This window comes from Algoriphagus hitonicola (genome assembly GCF_900113375.1).
GTDB classification, from domain to species: domain Bacteria; phylum Bacteroidota; class Bacteroidia; order Cytophagales; family Cyclobacteriaceae; genus Algoriphagus; species Algoriphagus hitonicola.
Window position 1 is genome coordinate 172,622 of sequence record NZ_FOPC01000007.1, and the last position, 20,903, is coordinate 193,524.

Consider the following 20,903-nt stretch of genomic DNA (forward strand, 5'->3'; position numbering starts at 1 on the left):
ATGAACCTTCAAGGGAAGCGGATAATTTTAGGTGTGACTGGCAGTATTGCCGCCTACAAATCCGCTCATCTTGCCCGTTTATTGATCAAAGCAGGAGCAGAAGTGCAAATCATTATGAGCGCTTCTGCTCTTGATTTTATTACCCCATTGACGCTGTCGACACTATCCAAGCGACCCGTTCTTCATCAATTCCAAAAAGATGAGACAGGCGTTTGGAATAATCATGTGGAATTGGGCCTTTGGGCAGATCTTTTTTTAATCGCCCCCCTGAGTGCAAATACCCTGGCAAAACTTGCCCATGGCATCTGCGATAATTTGCTTACTGCTACTTATCTTTCCGCTCGATGTCCGGTAATGCTCGCTCCTGCGATGGATTTGGATATGTATCAGCACCCATCAGTTCGGGCTAATTTGGGTCGTGTCCAGTCTTTTGGAAATCAAGTTTTGGATGCAGAATCGGGCGAATTGGCCAGTGGATTGTCAGGTCAGGGGCGAATGATGGAGCCGGAACACATCTTGGAGCAAGTGGCGTTTTTTTTTAGGAAAAAAGGGGATTTTCAGGGTAAAAAAGTTCTTCTTACCATGGGGCCTACCCAAGAATCCATCGATCCGGTTCGCTTTATCAGCAATCACTCCAGCGGAAAAATGGGCTATGCTCTTGCAGAAGCCTTCCTGGAGAGAGGAGCTGAGGTTTTTGTAGTCTCCGGGCCGGTTTCCATTGAGGTAGCCAAAGAGAAGTTTCACTGGCAAGATGTGCTTTCTGCCCAATCCATGTACGAAGCTGCTGCCGCTTTGCACTCCCAAGCTGACATTGTGGTATTTGCCGCTGCAGTAGCAGACTATGGTCCACAGGAAGTTGCCGCCGAAAAAATCAAAAAGGACGATGACGAAATGAGCATCTCGCTCAAAAAAAATATCGATATCGCTTTTACCTTGGGTCAATCCAAAAAAGCCGGACAAATTCATGTCGGATTTGCCTTGGAGACAGAAAATGAGGAGAAAAACGCGAAAGGCAAACTGGAAAAGAAAAATTTTGACCTGATTGTTCTTAACTCAATGAAAGAAACCGGGGCAGGTTTTCGTTTGGATACCAACAGAGTGCATTTGTTTCATCGAAATGGAAAAAAAGTAAGTAGTGCCGTAGAGCGGAAGGACTCGATAGCAGCCCTTATTTTGGATGAAATCAAAAAGCACGACAACTGGAAGCAAGCCTGATAATTTCTCTTATTTTTAGGATATGAAAAAATGGATCATTTCCTTTTTATTGTTGACTGTAGCGGAAGTTTGCCTTTCGCAGGAGTTGAATTTTACCGTCATTATCAATAGTGACCGGGCGAGAATCCAAAATACCGATGTGTTTAACCAAATGAAAAGCTCCTTTGAGCAATTTTTAAATGGGAGATCGTGGACTTCAGATGAGTTTAGACCTGAGGAGCGAATCAAGGGAAATCTGTTGATTACTATCAATGAAGTCCCCCAAGTTGGAACCTACTCTGCGACAGTTCAAGTCCAGGTAGTCCGACCCATTTACGGCACCAATTACGAGTCCTTGATATTCAACTTCGCAGACAGGAACTGGAGTTTTGATTACATCGAATCTCAGCCCTTGGAATTTAACCGCTTTTCTTTTTTAAATAATATCAGTTCTCTTTTGGCTTTTTATGCCAATATTACCTTAGGCTTGGATTATGATACCTTTCAGGAAAATGGAGGCGATGAGTTTTTTGCAATCGCCAATGATATCGTAAATAATGCTCAGCAATCCGGAAGAGCGGGTTGGACTCAGAGTTCCTCAGATCAGAGAAGTCGCTATTGGTTGATTAATAATATTTATACGTCTTCCGTATTTTCGGCCATTCGGGAAGCTTATTATCTCTACCATCGGCAGGGCTTGGATATCCTGCAGGTTCAGCCCGAAAAGGCCTATGAAAACATTGTTAAAGCCATTCGGATTGTTTCCGAAGCCAATGATGCTCAGCCCAATGGGATTTTGACTATTACTTTCATGGATGCTAAAGGAGAGGAAATTTCCAAAATCCTAAAAGGAGCTCCACTCGAACTCCGAACCGAGGCCGTAGAGTTGCTCCTCAAAGTAGATCCAAATAATGCCAGAATGTATAACGAACTTCTGAGAAGCTAACTTGATTTTTTAGCTTTGTATCACTTCCAATAATTGTATGCTAAAGTCTCTGAGTATTTCCAATTACGCCTTGATCGATCAACTGCACATGCAGCCAAGTCCAGCATTGAGTATGATTACAGGAGAAACCGGAGCCGGAAAATCCATTATGCTAGGCGCGGTGGGATTGCTTTTGGGAAATCGGGCGGATACTAAAGTCCTGCTTCATGAGGATCAGAAATGTATCATTGAAGGCATTTTTGAAATAGGGAATTATGGATTGAAAGCTTTTTTTGAATCTGAAGAGCTGGACTATGATCAAACCTGTATTATCCGACGGGAAATCAGCCCAAGTGGCAAGTCTCGGTCCTTTGTCAATGACACTCCCGTCTTATTGGACCGGCTCAAAGTCCTCGGAGCCCGACTCATGGATATCCACTCCCAGCATGACACCCTACAGCTAGCCGAGGGACAATATCAGTTGGGATTGATCGATGCATTTTCTCAGAGTACTGCCGAGCTTGAAGCTTATCAAACTGCCTATAAAACCTACAAAAAGGAGTTGAAATCCTTTGAACAGTTAAAAGCAAAAGCGTTGGATCTGCAAAAAGAGGCCGATTTCAATCAGTTTCAATTGGACGAGTTAAGTGTGTTGGCACTGCAGAATGGAGAGCAGGAAGAGCTGGAGTCTTCTCAGGAAATCCTAGAAAATGCCGAGGAGATCAAACTCAAAATCAACGAGGTGATTGACTTATTCGAGGGAGAGCAAATTGGGATATTTCAGGGCTTGGGGCAGATTCAGCAGAGTCTTCAACAGCTTTCCCGTCTAGCACATAAATTTCAGCCTTACCAAGAGCGATTCCAGGCTGCATGGATTGAGCTCAAGGATTTGCTGGAAACCTTAGGAGATGAGGACAGTCAAGTGGAAGTGGACTTCGAAAAACTGGAAGAAACCCGAGACCGACTGAGCAAAATCTATCAGCTTCAAAAAAAGCACGGAGTGAATTCGGTGGAGGGATTGATTCAAATCGAGCAGGATTTGGCGGATAAAGTATTCCAATTCCAGAATTTGGATGAAAGTCTGGATAAAGCTGAGAAGCAATTGAGAGAGGCAGAAAAAAGTGTGCGAGAAAAAGCAGAGAAATTGAGTAAGCGAAGAAACGCTAGTTTTTCTTCTTTTGAAAAATCCCTAAAAGAATTACTTATCGGATTGGGGATGGAAAATGCCCAAGTGAAAATTGATCGTAAAGAAATCCCGGCCTCTTCCTCAGGTATCGACGAAATTGAGTTTCTTTTTACAGCCAATAAAGGGTCCCAGCCTCAGCCGCTTAAAAAAGTAGCTTCGGGAGGGGAGTTTTCCCGTTTGCTCTTTGCGATCAAATACTTAATGGCAGATAAAATGGCATTGCCGACCTTGATTTTTGATGAAATCGATACGGGGATTTCAGGGGAAGTTGCCCTTCAGATGGTCCGAATGATGAAAGAAATTGCAAGACAGCATCAGGTCATTTGTATTACCCATTTGCCTCAAGTCGCTGCCAAAGGTGATTTGCATTATTTTGTGTACAAGGACAATGCATCCGAAAAAACCATCAGTAAAATCAAGCAACTCAGCGAATCCGAGCGGATTGATGAGCTGGCAAAAATGATTGCAGGCGCCAAACCTTCTGCATCAGCGCTTGCTAGTGCGAGGGAGCTTCTGGCCAGTTAAAGGCTGTGAATCCCAAAATTTCCTTATTTTTACCCAGAATTTTTGACAACAATCAAATAAGCCATATGCCAGAAAATTTGCTCAAAGGAAAAGTCGGAATCATCACAGGTGCCCTGGATGAGAATTCAATCGCTTGGAAGACAGCGCTCAAAGCTAAAGAACAAGGTGCCCGTTTTGTCCTAACCAATGCTCCGATCGCCATGCGAATGGGGGCAATCAATGAATTGGCAGAAGAATGCAACACCATCGTCATCCCTGCCGATGCGACAGTGCTGGAGGATATCGAAAAACTTTACGCTGAAGCAAAGGAATATTTGGGTGGAGACTTTGATTTTCTTTTACACTCTATCGGGATGTCTCCAAATATTCGCAAGGGAAGAAGCTACGGCGATCTGAATTACGACTGGGCGATGAAATCATATGATGTTTCGGCGATTTCTTTCCATAAAATGATGCAGGTAGCTGAGAAGATGGATGTGATGAAAGAATGGGGATCCATCGTTGGTTTGTCTTACATTGCCGCCCAGCGAGTATTTCCTTTTTATACCGATATGGCAGATGCCAAGGCCCTTCTGGAAAGTATCGCTAGAGGATATGGCTATAGATTTGGAAAGCTGAAGAAAGTCCGTGTAAATACCATTTCCCAATCTCCCACAAAAACGACAGCTGGAACCGGAATCGGAGGGTTTGATTCGTTCTTCAATTTTGCTGAGTCCCTTTCCCCACTTGGAAATGCCTCGGCAGATTCTTGTGCAGACTACATCGTTACGATGTTTTCCGACCTGACGAGAATGGTGACCATGCAGAATCTTTTCCACGATGGGGGCTATTCCTTCACGGGAATTTCTGAGGACATCATGGAAAAATTCAAAGATCTGTAAAGGAAAATTTTCCCAGAATAAATCGAAGTCCGGTTCTAAATCCGGACTTTTTTTATGCACCCATCCCAAAGTGATTTTTTCCTTTTACTTTTTCTCCTAACTTATTGTTTCTTATCAGCCATCAACTTATGTCAATTCAAAAATTTATCCTGACGCTGCTTTTGGCAGCTGTTACTTTTCAGGGAATTTCCCAGATTATGCCTGCCCCTGACCGATCGGAAGGGGGTGGACCCTATGACAAATTAATCATCCGCGGAGTGACCTTGATTGACGGGACGGGTGCGCCACCGATCGGGCCTGTGGATATCGTGGTCGAAAAAAACCGGATCGTTCAGATTCAGTCGGTAGGCTATCCTGGCTTGCCGATCAATGAAGACCGAAGGCCAAAGGCCGACGAAAACACCAAAGAGCTAGATTTGGAAGGACATTATCTACTTCCAGGATTGGTTGATATGCATGGGCATATCGGAGGAAGTGGACAGGGAACTCCCGCAGAGTACGTATTTAAGCTATGGATGGCGCATGGAGTGACTACTGTGCGAGATCCATCTGCGGGAAATGGATTGGATTGGGTTCTAGATCACAAACGAAAATCACAAGAAAATTCGATCACAGCGCCCCGAATCTTGGCCTACACCTCATTTGGACAAAGAGCTGAAGATCCGATCACCACTGCGGAGCAAGCCAAAGCTTGGGTCAATGAAAATAAAGCCAAAGGTGCGGATGGAATTAAGTTTTTTGGAGCGAATCCCGAAGTCATGGAGGCTGCGATTTCAGAGAATAAGCGAATCGGTTTGCGATCAGCTATGCACCACCAACAAATGGATGTGGCACGATGGAATGTCCTTCATTCGGCAAGAGCGGGATTGACCTCAATGGAGCACTGGTATGGATTACCAGAGGCGCTTTTTGAAGACCGGACCATTCAGGACTTTAGACTGGATTACAATTATCAGAATGAGCAACACCGCTTCGGTGAAGCGGGCAAGTTGTGGAAGCAAGCTGCTGCTCCTTACTCTGATCATTGGAATGCGGTAATGAACGAACTTCTAGAGTTGGACTTTACTCTTGATCCTACTTTTAATATTTACGAAGCCAACCGTGACCTCATGCGGGCCCGTACTCAAGAGTGGCATCAGGTCTACACGCTGCCTTCGCTGTGGCGATTCTATGCGCCTAGTCGGCAATCTCATGGCTCCTATTGGTTTGACTGGACCACGGAGGAGGAAGTACAATGGAAGGAAAACTACCGGCTCTGGATGACCTTTGTCAATGAGTATAAAAATCGAGGCGGACGAGTGACTGCAGGTTCTGACTCGGGCTTTATCTATCAATTGTATGGTTTTGCGTTTATCCGTGAGTTGGAATTACTCCGAGAAGCGGGATTTCATCCGCTCGAAGTCATTCGGTCAGCGACAATGTATGGTGCAGAGGCTTTGGGAATGGACAAGGAAATCGGTACGGTGGAGGTAGGGAAGCTTGCTGATTTTGTGATTTTGGAAGAAAATCCACTTCAGAATCTCAAAGTTTTATATGGAACTGGGACCATTCGAATCGACGAAAACAATCAACCCATCCGGGTAGGTGGGGTCAAATTTACCGTAAAAGACGGCATTGTCTATGATGCCAAAAAGCTTTTGGAAGATGTGAAAACCATTGTGGATCAGCATAAAGAAAGAGAAAATGCAAAAATAACCCAACCTGGGTTAGATTGGTAAAAAGCAGTTTTTTAACCCGTATCGATATGCCAAAAATCAAAGTAAATGGAGTAAACCTCCACTATCTCGAAAAGGGCTCTGGAAATGAGATTATTGTTTTTTCTCATGGCTTATTGTGGAGTCACCACATGTTTGTGGCCCAAATCGAGGAATTGTCCAAGTCTTATCGTGTGATCGCCTACGATCACCGAGGGCAGGGAGAAAGTGAGGCAATTCCACCCTTTGATATGGAAACGCTCACTGAGGATGCGGCTGAGCTGATCGGGGAGCTATGCGATGAGCCGGTTCATTTTGCAGGATTATCTATGGGAGGATTTATCGGAATGAGGCTCGCCTCCAGACATCCAAAACTAATTAAAAGCTTGATTCTGATGGAAACTTCCGCCAATGCAGAGCCTGTCGAAAACTTACCCAAATATAAAACGCTCAATGGCATAGTGAAATGGATGGGAGTCATTAGCCCTGTAGCCCGCAAGGTGATGAAAATTATGTTTGCCGAAAGTTGGCTGGAAGATAAAGCCAATAAGAAAAAGGCGGCTTATTGGCAAAAGCAGATGATGAAAAATAAACGGAGCATTTCTGGTCCGGTAGAGGGAGTGATTTACCGAAAAGGAGTCGAGTCAGAGTTGGCGCAAATCCATTGTCCTACCTTGGTTATAGTCGGGGATGAAGATGTGGCGACTAAGCCTGAGAAGGCCAAATTCATCCAAATGGGAATTGCAGACGCCAAGCTTCACCGAATTGCAGGTGCCGGCCACAGCAGCTGTATCGAGAAGCCCGAAGAAGTCAATCATTTGATCTTGGATTGGCTAGAAAAGCAAACTTGATTAGTTTGAACTGATAGAACAAAAAAAGCGATCCAAAACACTGGATCGCTTTTTTCATGGGTAATTCCAATCTATTGAGCTTGAAAAACCCGCACATAATCCACAATCATATGTTGGGGGAAAGTTGTGTTGGCATTGGGTGACCCTGGCCAGTTTCCTCCCACAGCAACATTCATGATGAAAAAGAAGCTTCGCCGAAATTCATCCAATTGAGCAGGTGTGATATCAATTTCATGGTAGACTTCATTATCGATAAACCAACGGATTTTAGTTGCATCCCATTCGATACTGAATACATGAAATTGGTCCGCTAAGGTGCCGTTGGATAGGGATTTTTCTCCTCCAAACTGGGCATATGAGCCATCATTAGACCAATGCACGGTGCCATGAACGGTATTTTCCCGACCACTGCCCCCGATCATTTCCATAATATCAATTTCTCCACAGGCAGGCCATCCTTCTGTTTCAAAGTTGGAACCCAGCATCCATAATGCAGGCCAAAGTCCTTGACCACGGGGCATGACAGCTCGGAAATCTATTCGTCCGTATCTGAATTGCTGTTTTCCCATGGAAATAATCCTGGAGGAGGTATAATCACTTCCATTGAATGACTCTTCTTTTGCGGTGATGATGAGGTGACCATCTTGAAAAGAAGTGTTTTGAGAGCGATAATATTGGAGTTCATTGTTTCCCCAGCCGTTTTGCCCTGTGCCAGATTCATGACTCCAGTTTGCTGGGTCTAGGCTATTTCCATCAAAGTCATCTTCCCAGACCAAGGTCATTCCATCGTAGCTTTCTGGAGAAGTGTATCCTGTTGTCGGAATGGCAATTTCGGTTTGAGTGTTGTCTGTTCCTGGATTACTGGGGTCTTCAGTCCCACATCCAGAAAAAAATAACAAGCAGGCGGAAAAGAGGAGGTAGTTTAAAGTTTTCATGGTTGTCAGCAGGTATAAAAAAACCTTCTGCATGTGTCCGATGATCAGGCACATGCAGAAGGAAGAAATTGATTGTTTATTCTGAGATTAACTTAAAAGTCCACCAAATTTCATCTTGGATTTCGATGTGTAAAGTCATTCTTCTGACACCATCCTCATCCGTTAAGCTGGCTACTTGATACGTTACATCATCCGGTACATCCACATTTGGTAGTTCTCCACCATTCACCACTTTAGGAAGTGCCACGTGAGCTCCTTCACCGATCAGCCTCAAGGTTTCCCCGTCAAATTCAAAACTATAATCACCTGATCCGTCATGTGGAGCTACCGGAGTACCACAGCTATCACTGTCAACTCCTTGCCAAGATTCAAGCCAAGTCTGATCTCCCATTTCGATAGAGAAGCTGCCATCTGCTCCAAAAGTATAGACATCATCAAAGAAACAAGCTCTCGTTGTCACATCATCTGCAGAACTTGAGAAAAACTCGGTGCTTCCTGGGTTAGGTCCAACTGAAAATGCGCCAGCTACTGGCTCCATTTGCCAATCACCCGCTACATCGGAGGCCGGCTCAGGATCTTCTCCAGCTTCACCCGAGATCAAAAGGAAATCCCACCATACTCCGTCTCCAGCTTCGATTCTAAGTGTCATTCTGCGAGTATCGCCGTCTTGGGTTTGTTCTGCAATAGTGTACGTGATTTGATCAGCTACTGCAGCACCTTGAGAAATTTCCCCTTCATTGTTTACTTTGGCCAATCCTACATGGGCACCTTCACCAATAAGGGTCAACTCCGTGGAGGTGTAAGTATAAGAATATGTCCCCGCTCCATCAAAAGGCGCTACAGGCGTACCGCAACGGTCAGCATCCACTCCTTGCCATGTTTCTAGCCAAGTGGATTCTCCCATTTCGATTTCGAAAGAGCCATCAGTATTGAAAGTGTAAGTATCATCATAAAAGCAATCTCTAAGTGCTACATCGGCATCCGAAATCTGATACCATTCCGAACTTCCAGGTGCAGGACCTACTTTCAAAGAACCAGCTACTGGCTCCAATGACCAAACACCCGAGATATCAAACGCCGGAGTGGCGGAGGATACTGTAAAAGATACGTTATCAGAACTTTCATTTCCATTGGTATCGGTAACTGTAACATCCAAGTTGTATTCCCCAGCTTCAAATCCTCCAGGTATTTCGATCGTCACGGTTTGATTGTCACCGGTCAGTTCTTCTGAACCTGAAGTGACATTTTCTCCGTCTCGGGTGATGGAATAATTGAGATTAGATAAGGCACTAATCGAGCTTCCATCTATTCCGTCAGAAACTTCGATCTCGATTCTAAAATCTTCGCCTTCTGTGGTACCACTGGTAATACTTCCCAGGTCTAAAGTTGGCGGTGTGTCGATAACATCCACATCCGCAAATCCGTTGTCGCAACTCCAAACGATCAGGAGTGCAAACAAAGCCATTGTTGAGTTTAAAATTAATTTTTTCATAGAGTTTATATTTTACCACAATGTCAACGCTTACCTTATAAATCCCAAAAATCTTACCTCTTCATCTTTTCATCTTTGTTCAACTCATAATACATCAAAATTTCATCAATTGAATCAAAAAATTGTGTAGAAGTGAATATTTGGGCATTTTCACTTTTATTATTTTTCACAAATTGAATTTTAGGATTTCTCAATGTCTCAAATCAAATTGAAAACTAGGTATTTGCTCTGCTGGCTCTCTGTAGTACTGCTTTTTCTCGGGACCTGTCCAATCGCAGTGTTGATGGCCCAAAATCAGGATAATTTCAAAGGGTTGCCATTCATTACCAATTATGGTCCAGAGCGATATAAAGCCGGGATCCAAAATTGGGATATCATTCAAGATGGAAGGGGCGCGCTTTTCGTTGCCAATAATTTAGGTCTGTTGGAATTTGATGGGGAAAACTGGAATCGATATGGGTTAAATAATACCAAGGTCCGGTCGGTACTTTTAGGTTCAGACGGCAATATCTATGTTGGAAGTCAGGCTGATTTTGGGTTTTTGTCCTCTGATGCCAAGGGGAAATTGATTTATACTTCACTCGCGGATAGCTTACCTGCGGCTACTCGAGGATTTGATGAAACGTGGAAAATTTTTGAAATCGAAGGGGATATTTATTTCTGCACATTTGAGCGGATATATGTCTATGATGGCAGGGAAACCGGAGCCTTTGAAGCTGAAAATCGCCTAGAGATTTCTTTTAAAGTAGATAACCTGCTGTATTCCTATGTCGTCGATCAAGGCTTGACATTATTCAACGACGGAAAATTTGAGCTTGTCCAAAATGGCGACTTTTTCAAGGATAAACGGATTTCCTCCATTATGAAATATGATAATCAGCAATTGATGATTACCACATTTGAGCATGGAGCATTTTTGTATAATGGTACCGTAAAACCGTTTCAGTTTAAAGGGGATTTTTGGCGAAATGAATTTTTAATCAATCATGCGACTCGATTGCGGAATGGGAATATCGCCATTGGAACTCAAAATGCGGGGCTATTTATTATCTCCAAAGAAGGAAACAGACTCCTTCATCTATCTAAGGAGGAAGGCTTGCAAGATCTTACGATCAACTACATCTATGAAGACAACTATGATGGGCTTTGGTTGGCAAAAAACAATGGACTTTCTCGGGTGGATTTGAATTCCCCATTTACGTTTATTGATGATCGGATGGGGATTTCGGGTGCAGGATATACCGCTTTGAAAAGTGAGGAATTGGTTTATTTAGGCACTAATAATGGACTTTTTGTTTGGGAAAATGATCAAATCGAACCGATAAAAGGGATCGATGGGCAGGTCTACAACATCCAAAGAATAAAGGGACGGATTTTGGTGGGGCACAATAATGGAACCTATTATTTGGATGGTAAAACTGCCGTCAAAATCCATGATGAAAATGGGGCTTGGCTGTTCCGATCGATTCCCGGAGAATCCAATCTACTGATTCAGGGAACCTACACCGGATTGAATCTTTTTGAATGGTCTGGGAGTGATTTGTTATTCAAACAGAAAATTGAGGGCTTCGGAGAATCCTCCCGTGTGATGGAGTTTGATGGAGAATACCTCTGGGTAGCTCATGGATACAAAGGGATTTTTAAGCTTAAATTTTCGCCAGACTATACCCAAGTAACCGAAAGCAAGCTTTATAATAATCAAGATGGATTGCCCACCAATGTCTTGAATAATGTATTTAAGATATCCAATCAATTATTATTTACTGCAAATGCTGGGTTTTACGATTACAGTGTGGATCAGGATCGTTTTGTCCCCAACGATGAATACAATGAGTTGATTGATCCGGGGGCCATGCTGGTAGATATGGAAGCAGATGAAGTCGGCAACGTGTATTTTATTGAGCAGAATATGTTGGGATTAATCAAACCGCAGCCCAATCATCAGCAAATCGTACATACCGCTCCTTTTAATAAAATCCGCAGGCTATGGAATGATGATTTGGCCAATATCATGGTCTTGGATAATCAACACATCCTCATCGGTGGAAAGCAAGGCTTTATTCATTATTCGCCTCAGCTTGATATTCCTCAGGAGGTGGAAACCCAAATCCTTTTCAGTGAAATATCCTCTCAAGGCGTACAAGACTCTATTTTGTTCTTGGGAAATAAATTTTCATCCACCAAGTCCGCACCTAATTTTGAGACCGTCCTGGATTATGCGCAGAACTCGATTTCTTTCGAATATGCTGCTCCGCATTTCGAAAGTGAAGAAGAAGTCACCTATCAATTTAAACTCGAAAATTATGATGTGGACTGGTCGCCTTGGAGTCTGGAAAACCGGAAAGAATATACCAATCTCCGCGAAGGAGAATATTCATTTCAAGTGCGCGCACGGGATATATTTGAGCGGGAAACCGAGCCCGCCACATTTACTTTTGAGATCAAGCCACCCATATATCGCTCATTTTTCGCCTATGTTTTTTACACTTTAGGTGGTGGATTCTTACTTTTTCTGGGCTTTCGGTGGTTGGATAAGCGACATCAACAGGCCCAATCCAAATTAAAGGAAGAGCAAGACCGGGTATTGGAAATCAAGGATAATGAAATTGAGACCATCACTCAGCGGACTGAGGAAGAGATTATTCAATTAAAAAATGAAAAGCTTCAAAATGAAATAGAGCACAAAAATCAAGAGCTGACTTCCTCGGCCATGCATTTGATCCAAAAAAACCAACTGCTCAACACCATCAAAAGTACGCTTAAAAATCTTTCGAAAGATGAAAGAACAAAACAGATCAATACCCAGCTGGGTAAGTTGATTAAGTCCATCGACAAGGATTTGGACGGTGGAGGGGAGTGGAGTCAGTTTTCTGAAAATTTTGACCAGGTTCATGGCAATTTCATTACCCGGCTCAAAGAAAAATATCCAGACTTGACTCCACAAGAAATCAAATTCAGTGCATACATCCGGATGAACCTCAATACCAAAGAAATCGCCAACCTACTCGGTATATCCGTACGTGGAGTGGAAATAGGTCGGTACCGAGTTCGAAAAAAATTGAAACTGGAGCGAAAAGATAACTTAAGCGATTTTTTGTTGAGATTTTAGCCTTTGAGCAGCTTAAAGCCTGTTTTTTGAATAGCGTTTGGCTGGCTTTTTCCTAGGTAAGGAAAATAATTTTTAGAAAAATGAACAGGAACGTAAACTTTTTCCTGTTTTTAAATGTATATACATTAAATTCACTTGTAGATGATGATGATGAGACTGGAAGAAGCCATAAAGCAAAAAGAATTTAAAGATCCCTACAACAAGTTGGTGGTCAATCTGCTTTATACGCATAGCTATTTGGTGACTGCCCAAAACAGTTTGTTTAAACCCTACGATCTTTCGCCAGAACAATACAATGTGCTTAGGATCTTGAGGGGACAAAATGGAAAGCCCTTAACTGTATCTTCCATACAAGACCGTATGCTGAATAAAATGTCCAATGCCTCACGATTGGTAGAAAAGCTAAAAACCAAGGAACTGGTACAGCGGGTAGAATGCCCTAAAGATCGGAGGCAAGTGGATGTCAGTATTACGGAAAAAGGTAACCAAGTCTTGAGCGAACTTGAAAAGCAAGTTTCAGATTTCAACCACTTAATTATCAACTTGAGTGAGGCAGATGTAAATCAATTGAATGTTCTTCTTGACAAATTGAGGGGATAAAAAAATTTACCTGAACAAATGTCTAGACATGAAATGTTAAAACACATATAAATCAAATTTAAAACTAAACACAAAACAAATTATGAGCACTACTAAATGGACTATCGACCCTACTCACTCTGAGGTTTCTTTCAAAGTAAAACACTTGGTGATTTCTACCGTGACGGGTTATTTCAAGAAATTTGAAGGAGCAGCAGAAAGCACTTCAGAAGATTTTGACGGAGCTACAGTTTCCTTCTCAGCTGATATTGACAGCATCGACACCAATCAAAAAGATCGTGACAATCACTTGAAGTCTGCGGATTTCTTCGATGCAGAAAATCATCCTAAATTGAAGTTCGAAGGTAAAATCGCTAAGAACGGTGGAGACTATAAATTAATCGGAAATCTTACCATGCGCGAAACTACCAAAGAAGTAGAATTGGATGTGGATTTTGGTGGAGTAGCCGGAGATCCTTATGGACAGACCAAAGCTGGATTCGAAATCGAAGGAAAAGTAAATCGAAAAGAATTCGGATTGGCTTGGTCCGCAGTGACTGAGGCAGGAAGTGTCGTTGTGAGTGACCAAGTAAGATTGATTTTGAGCATTCAGTTGGTTAAGCAAGCATAAAAATAAGTCATGGGGTTGTCTCATAAATCGCTTTAATGTCAGCCTGAGACTTAAATATTCTGCGAACATACAAAAAGGGAGATGACGAAAATTTTGGTTTGAATCAAATTTTTGGTCACGCTGAGCAGCTTGTCCCGATCAAGTTTCGGGAGAGTCGAAGCGTCCTCGTACCTTCAGACTCCCGTCTTTCGGGTGCTCGGACTGACCCCAATTTTGTGAAATTAAGCATCTCTGTCATTGGTAGCGGAGTCGAAGGCCATTTTTATCGTTTTGGCAAACATTTCGACTTCCTACCTTTTCCGGCCAGGCAGGCGCTCAATGTGACAGACTTCACTTTTGAGACAACCTCATGAATTTAGACTGCCCTTTATTTTAAACCACTAGTTATTAAACCCCGGCAATCATGAAACCATTAATCACAGGAATTCACCACATCACTGCAATTGCAGGAAATGCCCAAGCCAATGTTGATTTTTACACTGGTTTGTTAGGTTTGAGATTGGTCAAAAAGACGATCAATTTTGACGCTCCCGATGTGTATCATTTCTATTTTGGAGATGAACTCGGAAATCCCGGTACTGTATTTACCACCTTTCCATTTCAAGGTGCCCGAAAAGGCAGCAAAGGAGTGGGAGAGTTGACTTACACGGCATTTTCGATACCTAAAAACTCCCTGGATTTTTGGAAGTTAAGGTTAAAAAAATATGGAATTACCATTTCTGATACCTTGACCCGATTTGGAGCAGAATTGATCCGGTTTGAGGATCATGATGGGATGGGGATCGAATTGGTAGCCAATGACCAAGACGCACGAAAAGGTTGGACTTATGGAAGTATTCCTTTGGAGTATTCGATCAGAGGATTTTACGGTGCTACGCTTTATTTGAAGGCGAAAGAACTCACCGCCAAATTACTGACTGAGCATATGAATTATCAATTCATCGATCAGGAGGGAAACCGATTCCGATATGGAACGGAAGGAAAACCCGGCGATATCATCGATATTTTGGTAGATCCCAATGGAAACCGGGGAATGCAAAGTGCGGGAACAGTTCATCACATCGCTTTCCGAACTGCCAATGTTGATACGCAATTGGAAATGCAACAACTATTGATGAAACACGGCTACATGGTCACCGAGGTCAAAGACCGAAATTATTTTAAATCTATTTACTTCCGAGAGCCAGGAGGAGTGTTGTTTGAAATTGCCACAGACGAGCCTGGATTTGCGATCGATGAGGATGAAGCGCATTTGGGTGAGTTGATTAAGCTTCCCGAGTGGGCGGAGCCTTCTCGTGAAAAAATTGAGAAAAACCTGGTTCCTGTCACTTTAAATCCTGAAAACTATGCATGATGTCACGCACCGGGGATTACCCCTTGATAAAGCCAAAAAGGCCGCGATATTAATTCACGGTCGCGGAGCCACAGCACAAAGCATTCTTTCGCTTTCGAATCACCTTCGAATGGATGATTTTGCCTTGCTGGCACCTCAAGCCGATGACAATACCTGGTATCCCTATAGTTTTATGGCTCCTGATCAAAGCAATGATAAATCATTGAATGATTCACTGGCCAAAATTCAAACCGTATATGATTATTTGATTGGTCAAGGTCTTTCTCCTGATCAAATTTACTTCATCGGTTTTTCTCAAGGGGCTTGTATAAGTTTGGATTTTGCGGCTAGAAATGCTCAAAAATTTGGGGGTGTGATAGCCTTTACCGGTGGTCTGATCGGGGAAAAATTAAAGAAGGAAAATTATTCTGGAGATTTTGGGAAGACTCCTGTCTTTATTGGTAGCAGTGAACGAGATATTCACGTCCCGGCAGTACGCATCGAGGCTTCGGCTGATTTGCTTCGGGAAATGGGAGCTGAAGTGACTGTGAAGTTCTTTTCAGATCCTCAGCATACCATTCGTCAAGAAGAGATTGATTGGGTAAATAAACATATACTATCTTAAGTAAATTGGTTTTCTTAATTCGAAAAGTCCGTTGGTTTTGCCATCGGGCTTTTTTTATGGACGGTATACCGCACACTTGCCTGCGTGAGTGTCATCACTCACGCAAAAATTTAACCTTTGGATTCTACACTTTCATCCGGCACCGTTTATTTTAATTGCAAAAAAACCTAATAGGAATAACTCACTTTGGAGCCGGTTTCGGGATCAAGCTCGACTTGGGCATAGACGCCGATTTCCTGCTGCAATTCTTCTACATGGCTGATAATCCCTACGATTCGGTTTTCATGACGGAGAGATTTGAGCGTCTCAAAAACAACCCTCAAGGAATTCCGGTCCAAGGCCCCAAAGCCTTCATCCAAGAAGAAAAAGCTCTGGTCAGCCTGATTCAGCGCTTTGACTTTTTCGGCCAAGGCCAAAGCCAAACACAGTGAGGCCTGAAAAGTCTGACCTCCCGAAAGCGTTTTTAAAAGCCGTTTTTTTCCTCCATTCAAATAATCAATCACCCAAAAGGTGTTGTCTTCATCAATCTCCAGGGAAAGGCTGTTTTTGCTTAATTTCATAAATCGCTGATTGGCGGTATGGCAAAGTTCCTTCAGATAAATCGAACTCACATATTTGACGAATCCACTGCCCTTGAAGAGCTTTTCCAGTTCACGGAGATAGCTTTCCCGCTTTTCAACAGTTTCCAATTCTTGAAACAAAATCTTCTTTTCCTCTAATTTTTGCGAGGTCGTTTTGACTTCCTGCTGTAGCAGAACCACGCGCTCCTGAAGTTCTTTATTCATGGACAACGTCAATTGATGCTGGGCGGCCAGTTTGACAAAAGCCTCTTCATCAAACTCGATGACATCTTTTTCCTTTTCCAATTCTTCGATTCGACTTTCTGCCAAAGCCAATTGTTGGTCAAATTGCTGGATTTCTTTGGCGATTTTTTCCGCATCAAGCGAATGCTCAAATAGTCGGATCAAAGCTTCTTCGTCTGGGAATCCATGTTCCTCTTTGAGGGATTCAAACTCGTTTTCCAGTTTCTCGATTTTTGTCTGTGCCGATTCAAAGGAATTCTTGAAATTCTTCAAATCTGCCAAATTGGTGGCAGCCTTGGTTTGAAGTTCCTGAAGAAATTTCTGCTTGCTTTCCAAGGCTAAGACAGCCTCGTGGATGTCCTTTTCGACTTTATATATTCCCCGTTGGATGTCTTCTGGTGTTTTTTCAAAAAAGGCTTGGCAAAAATCCCTGTCCTTAATTTCATCCTGTTTGGATTGGATGGCTGTTTGGAGATTTCCCTTTTTCATCTGTGCCTGCTGCACTTTGTCTTGAGACTGGTCTAGATTTTTTTGAACCTGATCGGATTCCTGTCTGATTTTTTGGATATCGCTGAGCGTTTTTTCCCGGATTTGGGATTCATTTTCGAGAAGCTGAATCTGTTCGTTTAGCGTTTGTTGGTTGTCGATATCTTGAGCAGCTAGTCCTTGAGTGATTTGACCCAATTTGTCGGAAATCGTGCTTTTTTCCTGGCGATTTCGCTTGAGGTTTTCCTGGTGATTTTGAAGGTAAATTTCCTGTTCTTTGAGTTGCTGACGTATTAGCAGGATTTTTTCAAGCTGTTCTTTTTCCTTGGAGATTTTCAATTCAATCTCTTTTTGAGCTTGGTTTTGACTACTTTTTTCGAGCGGATCGGGATGCTCGATCGACCCACAAAGCGGGCAGGGCTTTCCGTCTTCCAACAAATGGGCGTGACTGTGGAGTCCGGATTTGCGGAGAATTGCTTCCCGCTTTTCTTCCCATTTACGGATTTCAGCTTGTTGAGATTTGAGCCAATCTTCAAGTTGCTGAAATTCAGACGGGATCTGAGTGAGAAGTGAATTCAAGGACTCAGAGACTTTCCGCTCCTCACGTTCAAACTGGCTGATGAGCTTGTTTTTTTGTGCCAATTGTGTCTCCAAATCCGACCAAGTATGAAGCTGATTTTTAAGTGAGGCAAGGTGGTTGGCGTCTGTGGCTGCCAGTTTTCCCAGCTGACTTTCTGATTCTCGGAGTTTTTGTTCTAGATCCTTTCGCTGGTTTTGCAAGGTAGTAATGCTCGGTAAAATCTGCTCCAATTCCTGTTCGGCAGATCGTAACTTTTCTTTCAGTTCTTTGATCTCCAGTACTTTTTTCAAATCCCGAATTTTTCCTTCCCGCTCAGGGCGTTTTTGATTCTTTTCGCGGAGTTCTTTTTCCTGGTTTTTTTCTTCCGCTAGTTCTTTTTCAAACTCGACTGCAAACCGCTCACAATCGATGATGCTTACCCGGTATTTTTCGGCATCGATGCGCTGATCGCGAAGCTGATACCAGACGGGACGAAGGTGGCTTTTGGCCGTGATAAAATCCCGATGGAGCTGCCGCTGTTTTTCGATTTGGGGTTTTTGGTTTAGTAGTTCCCGTTTCATTTGGGAAAATTCTACCCAAGCATGGTGTTTCTCTCGAAATTTTTCTTGGGACTTGACCGCCAGATCCAGCTTGCTGACTTTTTCGCTGCTTTGCTTAAGTTCTAGTTTTTGACTTTCAAGTTTTTCATTTTGACTTGCCAACCCTTCTTCAGAATATTCCTCCAGACTCTGAATTTTGGTGTCCAGCCGGATTTTCTCATCCTTTACTTGTCGCAAAAGACTGCCGGTTTTGGAGGCCAAATCAAATCGCTCCAAACCAAAGAGCTCTTTCATCATCTCGGCCCGAGGTCCTGGAGTCAAGTCAATGAATTCGCGAAATTTCCCTTGAGGAATAATCACCGTCTGCTTAAAATGATCCTTTTTCATCCCGACGATTTCCTCTGCTTTTTGCTCCAGCGCTTCCCAGTTCCCATCGACTTGATGGTAAAAGATATGATTGGCGGGATCGACTTTTTCGGGATCTTTTTTGTTTCGTTTGGCTTCGTAGCGGGCAAGATAGGTCTGACTGTTGTTTTTGCCGGATCGAAATATAAACCGGATAAGAACCTGATCGCTTTGGAGGTTGACCATGGAGTTTTTTTCGCCCCGGTCCGAAAGCCGCTCTGTACTGCCGTAAAGTGCCAGCAGAATGGCTTCCAAAATGGAAGATTTGCCACTCCCGACCGCTCCAAAAATTCCAAAAAGGCCCGCTGCGGTGAGCGGTTCGAAATCGATGGTTTCTTTTTCTCGATAGGAATATAACCCTTGAATTTCTAACTGAACAGGTATCATGCGCTGGTGTCTTGACTGATGACTTCTTTAAACATGTCGAGTAGCTCGGGGTGAGGTTCTTGTCCTCGTTCGTTTTGAAAATAAAGTTTGAATAAACTAATCATGTCCTTTTCCAAATCGGCAGCTGTAAGATTCATGTCCTCATTATGAAGAGGGTTTTTAATCTGAGGAATTAAGTTGACGATTCCGTCATGGGCTTTCAGGATAGCCTTCCGGGTAGCCGCATCGATGGAGTGTTCGGTCTGATAAGTCAACTCCACAAAACAATAGGGATTTGCCTCCAGCCAAATCAGGGTGTCGGGTAGATTGTCAAATGATTTGCGGTACAGCGCTTTTCCTTGTTTCAGGGGAATAGGTTGATACTTGATAGCCTGGCTGGGTTCTGCCTCGATTACTACGACCTGTTTTTGCTGATCAGCTTCGGAAAAGGAGTAGGCTAGGGGACTGCTAGAATACACTACGGGGCTGGGATTTTTATCCACCGCATGATAGCGGTGAAGGTGTCCCAAGGCCGCATACTGAATTTGTCTCGGGAGATTTTCGGTAAAAAGTGCCTGAGTCCCTCCCACGTGAAGGATAGGGCGCTCGGACTCGGGTTCGGCTTCCAGAGGTTCCCCTTTTTTTGAAAAGTAGAAATGTCCTATAAATAAATTGACTCCAGCCCCATCACAGTATTGATCGGCGAGCTGTCGCCATTTTTCAGAAAGAATGGTGCGGAATTCCTCTTCTCTATTTTCCTCGCCCAAGTATGTTTTGAGACTGACTTCATTGGCGTATGGAGCGAGAATCAAGCGGATCGGAAAGTCAATCTTGGGGATTTTCAACTCGACAAAACAGCTATCCGAGTGAAGAATTTCGATTCCGGAATCGAGTTTGCCAGAGGCGATGATGCTGTCGTATCTACTGTAGAAAAATATGCCCATTTCTCGGGCGAGGGGATCCGGAGCTTCGACAAACTGCGTGCTGTCATGATTGCCGGAAATGGCAAAGACAGGACGCTGCCCATTTTTCGAAAGTCGGTGAAGCGTCTTGTAAAGGAGTTCGACGGCTTCGTGAGCGGGATTAAAGCTGTCAAAAATATCACCGGCAAGCAGAATTAAATCCACCTCCTGCTGATCGGCGATTTGGCAGATTTCGTCCAGTACGAGTTTTTGCTCCTCGATTCGGGGAAATTCCTGTAGTCGCTTTCCCAGGTGCCAGTCTGCGGTATGAAGGATTTTGAGCATGGGGTAAAAAGGTAGATTTAAAAGCGAAGGTTTTGGTTAATGATTGCTTTGTTCTTAATTACCGAAGATACTTTCTGCTGCTGCGATGTCCAAACCATTTTTGGATTCCGACAGGAATTGGCATTTTTGTTGACTTTGCCCTGCTGATGAAAAAATTCTCATTTCTTTTTCTCCTGTTTCTGATTTTCGGGCTTTGTCCAAGTAGCTGGGCTCAGGGAGCAGATTCGGTGCAAATTCAAATGGGATGGGCAAGTTTTTACGGCAAGCGCTTTCATTTGCGGCAAACGGCCAACGGAGAAATTTTTCACATGGACAGTCTGACGGCGGCGCATAAATATTTGCCTTTTGATACGCGGGTGAAGGTGACTCGACTTGATACGGGAGATACGGTTTGGGTTCGGATCAATGATCGCTTACCGAAAAGTTCGCTTCGGATCATCGATCTGTCGCGGGGAGCGGCTACCGTTTTGGATATGCGGTCGGTCGGGATCGCCCGGGTGAAATTGGAACTTGCGAC

At 43.4% G+C, this 20,903-nt stretch carries 16 protein-coding genes; 12 read left to right on the top strand and 4 right to left on the bottom strand.

The features are described 5' to 3' along the window. The 6 genes from coaBC (at position 1) to BM043_RS11325 (ending at position 7,256) form a co-directional block, all read left to right on the top strand. Positions 1-1,215, top strand: coding sequence for a bifunctional phosphopantothenoylcysteine decarboxylase/phosphopantothenate--cysteine ligase CoaBC (gene coaBC / locus BM043_RS11300; protein WP_092791695.1), 1,215 nt, complete (start codon positions 1-3; stop codon positions 1,213-1,215). A gap of 22 nt (positions 1,216-1,237) precedes the next feature. Next, entirely contained in the window at positions 1,238-2,140 is a 903-nt protein-coding gene (gene porD / locus BM043_RS11305; RefSeq protein ID WP_092791696.1) for a type IX secretion system protein PorD, read from the top strand. Between the two features lie 37 nt (positions 2,141-2,177). Continuing rightward, the gene (gene recN, locus BM043_RS11310; RefSeq protein WP_092791698.1) at positions 2,178-3,830 is read left to right on the top strand and encodes a DNA repair protein RecN; all 1,653 of its coding nucleotides are present in this window, start codon (positions 2,178-2,180) and stop codon (positions 3,828-3,830) included. A 65-nt stretch (positions 3,831-3,895) separates the two neighbouring features. Then, complete coding sequence (locus tag BM043_RS11315; protein ID WP_092791700.1) at positions 3,896-4,711, top strand: enoyl-ACP reductase FabI; 816 nt, start codon at positions 3,896-3,898, stop codon at positions 4,709-4,711. A gap of 128 nt (positions 4,712-4,839) precedes the next feature. Beyond that, on the top strand, positions 4,840-6,429 hold the full coding sequence (locus BM043_RS11320) for an amidohydrolase family protein (RefSeq protein WP_092791702.1): 1,590 nt from the start codon (positions 4,840-4,842) through the stop codon (positions 6,427-6,429). A gap of 26 nt (positions 6,430-6,455) precedes the next feature. Further along, positions 6,456-7,256: an alpha/beta fold hydrolase gene (locus BM043_RS11325; RefSeq protein ID WP_092791704.1), complete on the top strand. Its 801-nt coding sequence runs from the start codon at positions 6,456-6,458 to the stop codon at positions 7,254-7,256. 71 nt (positions 7,257-7,327) lie between these two features. On the opposite strand, the gene BM043_RS11330 is transcribed toward BM043_RS11325, so the two are convergent. Then, on the bottom strand, positions 7,328-8,191 hold the full coding sequence (locus tag BM043_RS11330) for a glycoside hydrolase family 16 protein (protein WP_245753020.1): 864 nt from the start codon (positions 8,189-8,191) through the stop codon (positions 7,328-7,330). A gap of 76 nt (positions 8,192-8,267) precedes the next feature. Further along, positions 8,268-9,683, bottom strand: a complete 1,416-nt coding sequence (locus BM043_RS11335) for a hypothetical protein (protein ID WP_143189521.1) — start codon at positions 9,681-9,683, stop codon at positions 8,268-8,270. A gap of 193 nt (positions 9,684-9,876) precedes the next feature. Between BM043_RS11335 and BM043_RS11340 the strand changes: the two genes are divergently transcribed. From BM043_RS11340 to BM043_RS11365, 5 genes are all read left to right on the top strand, one after another. Continuing rightward, positions 9,877-12,792 (top strand): helix-turn-helix and ligand-binding sensor domain-containing protein, encoded by a 2,916-nt coding sequence (locus tag BM043_RS11340; RefSeq protein WP_092791710.1) that lies wholly within the window; start codon positions 9,877-9,879, stop codon positions 12,790-12,792. 150 nt (positions 12,793-12,942) lie between these two features. Continuing rightward, positions 12,943-13,392 carry a MarR family winged helix-turn-helix transcriptional regulator gene (locus tag BM043_RS11345; protein ID WP_177188469.1) on the top strand — a complete coding sequence of 150 codons (450 nt, stop codon included), beginning with the start codon at positions 12,943-12,945 and terminating at the stop codon, positions 13,390-13,392. An 82-nt stretch (positions 13,393-13,474) separates the two neighbouring features. Continuing rightward, positions 13,475-14,002 carry a YceI family protein gene (locus tag BM043_RS11350; RefSeq protein ID WP_092791712.1) on the top strand — a complete coding sequence of 176 codons (528 nt, stop codon included), beginning with the start codon at positions 13,475-13,477 and terminating at the stop codon, positions 14,000-14,002. A 403-nt stretch (positions 14,003-14,405) separates the two neighbouring features. Next, positions 14,406-15,356 (top strand): ring-cleaving dioxygenase, encoded by a 951-nt coding sequence (locus tag BM043_RS11360; RefSeq protein WP_092791716.1) that lies wholly within the window; start codon positions 14,406-14,408, stop codon positions 15,354-15,356. After that, positions 15,349-15,960 (top strand): alpha/beta hydrolase, encoded by a 612-nt coding sequence (locus BM043_RS11365; protein WP_092791718.1) that lies wholly within the window; start codon positions 15,349-15,351, stop codon positions 15,958-15,960. Before BM043_RS11360 ends, BM043_RS11365 begins: the two co-directional genes overlap by 8 nt. A 167-nt stretch (positions 15,961-16,127) precedes the next feature. Here the strand turns inward: BM043_RS11365 and BM043_RS11370 are convergent, their stop codons facing one another. Together BM043_RS11370 and BM043_RS11375 are read right to left on the bottom strand one after the other, a co-directional pair. Next, positions 16,128-19,160, bottom strand: a complete 3,033-nt coding sequence (locus tag BM043_RS11370) for an AAA family ATPase (protein WP_092791720.1) — start codon at positions 19,158-19,160, stop codon at positions 16,128-16,130. Next, the gene (locus tag BM043_RS11375; protein ID WP_092791722.1) at positions 19,157-20,386 is read right to left on the bottom strand and encodes a metallophosphoesterase family protein; all 1,230 of its coding nucleotides are present in this window, start codon (positions 20,384-20,386) and stop codon (positions 19,157-19,159) included. The genes BM043_RS11370 and BM043_RS11375 overlap by 4 nt, the downstream gene beginning before the upstream one ends. Before the next feature lie 146 nt (positions 20,387-20,532). On the opposite strand from BM043_RS11375, the gene BM043_RS11380 reads away from it, so the two are divergent. Beyond that, a partial coding sequence (locus BM043_RS11380) for a septal ring lytic transglycosylase RlpA family protein (protein ID WP_143189527.1) occupies positions 20,533-20,903 on the top strand: 371 nt, incomplete at its 3' end.